Consider the following 5,415-nt stretch of genomic DNA (forward strand, 5'->3'; position numbering starts at 1 on the left):
TTGTTCATCTGATAAGTTTTGATAATCCATAATTTTGCTAATAAACATAGCAAAATTATAGATGATTTCCTGACCTAAGATCACATTTTATTCTTTTTTCCACTTCAATCTAAGAATTGAGAAAAAAGCAAAACCTTATATCATACCATAAAAAAATTATGCAAGAGGTCTATTTTCTTAGCCAATTGATTAAAAGATTTTTAATGCGTGTTAGTCTTTCTGGTGAGATATTTCCTAAACGTGCATTGATTACAGATGATTCGACACTTGTTAATCGTCCTAGCCGAATTAAAGAAGCCACTTTAAGTCCAGTAGTAATATAGTCTATTATGATAAGTAGTCGTGCAAAATAAATTTCCTAGTGAAGAAAGGCAAGAGGCAAGAGGCAAGAGGCAAGGGGGGGTTAGATATGTGTAATTAATTTTGCTTAGGTACTTATATGATTAAATATTGAATTATTAAATTATTAAATGTTAAATATGGTCTAGCATACAGTTTTTCTCAGGTGATCCCAGAAAGATTAAGGATAAACCACAGAGGCAGAAAGAACACAGAGAGGAAGACAGATTCGAGCGGTAAAACTTATCACTTACATTCCAGCAGAGGATGTCAGCTTGTTCCAAATTCAGGCGTTGAGAAGTTTATGCCACTTTTCTGATCGGCTTCTGGCAAAAGTCAAAAAGTAATCAATAATAATATGCAGGGGTTAATTAGGGCTTGCTGAATAAATCTAAAAACCTGGTTGCCTAAGACTTTTAGACTTTTTTTCCCTCAAAAAGTGCCAGCTATTGCGGGGATCGGGGGCAAAATTCAGGTACTTTTTCCCTGAAAATTAGGCAACTGACTACCTCAAAATCGGTAAAACCCCACACCCCACACCCTGCCCCCAGGAAAAGCTTTTTCAGCAAACCCTAATTATTGCTACTATGGCAAGAGTGCTTCTTGCCTGACTTCCACCAGAAGTCTGTTTTTACCTTCGGGAATTGTCAAAACCGAGATGTAGTTACTCATTGAACACCACAAAGGCTAAAATTATGAGTCATTTATCCTTATCCGAACAGATTACCGAGGAACTTCTGGCAATCCTGATCGAAGAAGAAGACACCTATCCCTGGGATGTAACCGCTGTTGAGAGTCATGATCCCTTAGACGTGACAGAAACGCCTTTTTCTCTGTGTGCAGGACTAGAAGCGACGGCGATCGAGGCACAAGCTCATAGATTCTTTAGCAGTTTACACCAGAAATTCCCGACGGTTTCCGTTTCACCCCGGTCTCATATCTTTGATCAATTTGCCTCTTTACTGCCGGCCGAACATTTAAATCGTCTAGTAGAAAGTGCTGAAAATCTAGTTAATAGTCAATTAGACAACCTTGATCGCCTTGTTGTTTGTCTTAGCGATCTCTTTCCCCAATGGTCTCCAGAAGATTTAGAGGTTTTTGCCCGTCCCTACGCCTATACTATGCGTAATGGCCAGAGCGAAACTAATATAGACACCGAAAATTGGCAAGCTCTTTCCGAAATTGAACAAATTCGCCGCAGTGCAGCCATCGCCAGCCAGATTTTCCGCGACTTGTCTTCTCCTCAATAGTCATCTCATTTTATTTTGCACCACTACATTAGGTTACACTTCATCTTTATGAGAAACACTAGCTCTCTTTATTTGATTTTTTGCTTTTTGTTTCTACCCGTCAGAAAGATTCTATAATTTGTGATTATTTTGAAAGCACTTTTCAGGTTTGGATGCGTCTGATGACGCATCCTATCTTTTGAGGTTTTCTTACATTTTGCTGAGAATACGCTGGACTATATCCATTCCCGTGAAGGCTTGCCAGCCAAAAAGACCTAAAATGACGGCATTAAGGGTAATATGGGTGATTCTCGCCAATTCGTTGCCCTTTTGCATTAAAGGTACTAAAGCGGCACTGATCGAGATTAAACCCACCATCCCTAAACCGGCCAGCAGATGGGGACCGACAAATAATTTACCGTTATTAATATAAGTTACCGCCATACCCCCGATCGTCCCCAACACCATTAAAGCGAGAATTAGGGAGCCAATTTGATAGTGTTTAGTGCGAAAATTTTTGGGCAATAATTCTTTTTTTAGGTCTTTATCTGCTGTCCGCGTCCGTCGCCATTGTAGCCCCGAATAGAGCGCATAGATAGTTAATCCTAATAAAACCCACATTAAAATGGGATGGCCAAATTGTGACCAAGTTTTTACGGCGCTGGGAATCTCGAAGTTCATAGTTGTCTGTTCTCATCAAAGATCGCTTCTTAATAAAAATTAACATGAATCGCTCGCGCTTCCTTGTTTTCTGGGTCACTGGACCTGTCATACTAAATCCCGTTTAAAAGCTATAGGAGAGTGGGGTGTGGGGAGAATAAATACAAATAGTCTCCTGACTAAGCTAAGACGCATTTAACCCGCTTATTCTTAGATTAGCCGAACCTCCCCCAATCCCTTTACTATTGCCTTTTGCCTTTTGCCTCTTGCCTCGTCTCAACAAGCAATTTAAATTACGAACAGCTTATCTTTGTTCAAACCAACGTTTAAATCAACCAAGGTCGATCGCAAATCGCTATGATAGAATATTGGGCCTTGAATTTCCGCCCCCTCCCCCTCTTATGAAACTGCCTGTCGTCGCTATTATCGGTCGTCCCAATGTGGGCAAATCCACCCTCGTCAATCGTATCGCTGGAGATCAACAGGCGATCGTTTTCGATCAACCCGGGATTACCAGAGATCGCACCTATCAACCAGCTTTCTGGTGCGATCGAGATTTTCAAATTGTCGATACAGGGGGGCTAGTTTTTAACGATGACAGCGAATTTCTCCCTTTAATCCGCGAACAGGCTTTAATCGCCCTAGCAGAGGCAAGTGTGGCGATTTTTGTCGTCGATGGGCAAGGGGGAATTACCGCCGGCGATCGAGAAATTGCCGCTTGGTTACGACAGCAAAATGTACCGATACTTTTGGCCGTCAATAAATGTGAATCGGTGGAACAGGGTATCCTGCAAGCGACGGAATTCTGGGAATTAGCCATCGGTGAACCCTTCCCCATCTCGGCCATTCACGGTTCTGGTACAGGAGAACTACTCGATGCGGTGATTAAATATTTGCCACCCGCGGCGGCAATTCCCGAAAATGAAGAGATTAAAGTGGCAATTATCGGTCGTCCTAACGTGGGTAAATCCAGTCTCCTCAATGCTTTAACCGGACAACAACGGGCGATCGTTAGTCCGATTTCGGGAACCACCAGAGACTCGATCGATACTTTAATTGAACGAGAAGGACAGGTTTATCGGTTAATTGACACCGCCGGCATTCGCCGTAAGAAGAATGTGGACTATGGAGCCGAATTTTTCAGTATTAACCGTGCTTTTAAAGCAATTCGCCGGTCTGACGTGGTACTATTCGTCATCGATGTGCTAGATGGTGTCACCGAACAGGATTTAAAATTGGCGGGACGAATTATTGAAGAAGGGCGCGCGGTGGTGCTAGTGGTCAATAAATGGGATGCAGTGGAGAAAGACACCTACACCATCAATACTTACACCAAAATGCTCCAAGATCGACTGTATTTCATGGATTGGGCAGAAATGATCTTTGTCAGCGCCATGACGGGGCAAAGAGTCACCAAAATCCTCGAATTAGTCGATATTGCCGCCGAATCTCACCGTCGTCGCGTCAGTACCTCGGTAATCAACGATGTGATCGAAGATGCGGTTAAATGGCACAATCCCCCCACCACCAGGGGCGGAAAACAGGGGAAACTATACTATGGCACGCAAGTATCGAGTCAACCCCCCACGATCGCTCTTTTCGTTAACGATCCCCAGCGCTTTAATGATAACTATCGCCGTTACATCGAAGGGCAATTCCGGCAACAGTTAGGCTTTAAAGGAACCCCGATCCGCTTAATCTGGCGCGGCAAACCGGCGCGAGAAGTGGAAAAAACAGTTAATAGAGCCACCAAGGTCTAATTTATGGATTTATTGCGAAGTTTGCCCATCGGTCTTTATCTCGATCAACCGATTACCCGACTACATCAACTAGATGCGCGGGTAAAATTTATCTGGTTAATGGCTTTTTTAGCAGCACCTTTATTGGCTAATCCTTGGTGGCGTTTAGCTTTGGTGGGATTGTTAATGTTGTTAACCCTGTTGGCCCCTATTCCTCCCCGCGTCTGGCGGCAACAGATGGGCTGGCTGATATTTTTAGCGATTATCGTCTTTCTGATTACTGCTATCACTCCCGATGGTTTAGGGGTGAGTATTCAACCGCGTTTACCGGATGAAGGGCTGAATTTACCGCCAGCAAGTGATTATCAGTATGTTTTATGGGATAGAGGTCGTTTATTTGTTACCCGACGTTCTTTGGAATTAGCAGTGAGAATTAGTACCTTAGTTTTTACTTTAATTTATAGCACTAATCTCTTTTTGTTGACGACGGCCCCGGAAGAAATTACCGAAGGTTTAGAGAATTTAATGAGTCCTTTACGGCGATTTAATGTGCCGGTGACGGAAATTTCTCTGACTTTGACCCTGTCTTTGCGCTTTATTCCTCTGGTTTTAGAAGAAGTCCAAAATCTAGCTAGGGCAGTGCGAACTAGGGCGATCGATTGGCAGAAATTAGGGATTAAAAAGAGTTTAAACGTCTGGTTAACAGTAGTGGAAAAATTACTAGATAATTTGCTTTTGCGCGCCGAACAAATAGCGATCGCTATGGAGGTTCGCGGTTTTACCAGTCCCAATCAGCATCAAGTACGCTGGCACCAATTACAGTTAAGATGGGCTGATTTTATTGCTTTATTTTTGTTAATTCCCTTTTGGGCAGCCCGATTAGTTTTGGGGGGTTTATAGCAGTTATCAGTTATCAGTTATCAGTTATCAGTTATCAGATTTGAGTTTTAATTGTGCAGTATTAAATAGAAGTTTCCTCCTGTCTTTTCACTGATGGTTCTTCGTTACTTGGTATGGTTCGATAGGGGGGCATAAATCGACTAAATCTTTATCTGGCAAGGGATTTAATTGATTAGTTCGCTCTAGTTCGAAAACAATTGACAAAAATCGCCAAATGTCTTTCTCTATAATAGTTTCATTTCTTATAACCCTGTCCGTTGCATAAGACAAACCGAAGAACCTCACTGATTACTGATTACTGTTTACTGTTTACTGATCACTGATTACTGTTCACAGCAAAAAACTCCCCACTTCCCACTTCTCACTCGCCAATTTCCTACTAAAGATAGATACTTAAATATATCAAAAGTCTAAGTACAGGACAAAAAGCTTGAAAAGTAGGCGGGAGTAGGGTTTTATGAGAAATAGCACTAATCTCGAAAACCCTATGAATCAGTATAGCGCCTTAAAGCAAGCCCTTCAACCCCATCTAGGATGGCATGGTGCCA

General features: G+C 42.4%; 5 protein-coding genes. 3 read left to right on the top strand and 2 right to left on the bottom strand.

Translation table 11 applies throughout. The features are described 5' to 3' along the window. Window positions 1–1,034: 1,034 nt before the first annotated feature. A complete protein-coding gene (locus O9334_RS05965; protein ID WP_190380270.1) occupies window positions 1,035–1,589 on the top strand; it encodes a hypothetical protein in 555 nt (184 codons plus the stop codon). 189 nt (window positions 1,590–1,778) lie between these two features. Here O9334_RS05965 and O9334_RS05970 read toward each other — a convergent pair whose 3' ends face one another. Beyond that, window positions 1,779–2,249, bottom strand: coding sequence for a DUF4079 domain-containing protein (locus O9334_RS05970; protein WP_002741005.1), 471 nt, complete (start codon window positions 2,247–2,249; stop codon window positions 1,779–1,781). A gap of 380 nt (window positions 2,250–2,629) precedes the next feature. Between O9334_RS05970 and der the strand changes: the two genes are divergently transcribed. After that, a complete protein-coding gene (der, locus tag O9334_RS05975) occupies window positions 2,630–3,988 on the top strand; it encodes a ribosome biogenesis GTPase Der (protein WP_002782109.1) in 1,359 nt (452 codons plus the stop codon). A 3-nt stretch (window positions 3,989–3,991) separates the two neighbouring features. Beyond that, the gene (locus O9334_RS05980) at window positions 3,992–4,867 is read left to right on the top strand and encodes an energy-coupling factor transporter transmembrane component T family protein (RefSeq protein WP_045357868.1); all 876 of its coding nucleotides are present in this window, start codon (window positions 3,992–3,994) and stop codon (window positions 4,865–4,867) included. Window positions 4,868–4,954: 87 nt separating this feature from the next. Here O9334_RS05980 and O9334_RS05985 read toward each other — a convergent pair whose 3' ends face one another. Then, window positions 4,955–5,137: a hypothetical protein gene (locus tag O9334_RS05985; RefSeq protein WP_072024784.1), complete on the bottom strand. Its 183-nt coding sequence runs from the start codon at window positions 5,135–5,137 to the stop codon at window positions 4,955–4,957. Window positions 5,138–5,415: the final 278 nt, after the last annotated feature.

It is taken from the genome of Microcystis sp. LE19-8.1F (assembly GCF_027531715.1).
Classification (GTDB): Bacteria; Cyanobacteriota; Cyanobacteriia; order Cyanobacteriales; family Microcystaceae; genus Microcystis; species Microcystis wesenbergii_A.

What these genes read in the sequence shown, in the direction of transcription:
- O9334_RS05965 (WP_190380270.1), top strand. Translation starts at nt 1,035, where the DNA reads ATGAGTCATTTATCCTTATCCGAACAGATTACCGAGGAACTTCTGGCA.
- O9334_RS05970 (WP_002741005.1), bottom strand. Translation starts at nt 2,249, where the DNA reads ATGAACTTCGAGATTCCCAGCGCCGTAAAAACTTGGTCACAATTTGGC.
- der (WP_002782109.1), top strand. Translation starts at nt 2,630, where the DNA reads ATGAAACTGCCTGTCGTCGCTATTATCGGTCGTCCCAATGTGGGCAAA.
- O9334_RS05980 (WP_045357868.1), top strand. Translation starts at nt 3,992, where the DNA reads ATGGATTTATTGCGAAGTTTGCCCATCGGTCTTTATCTCGATCAACCG.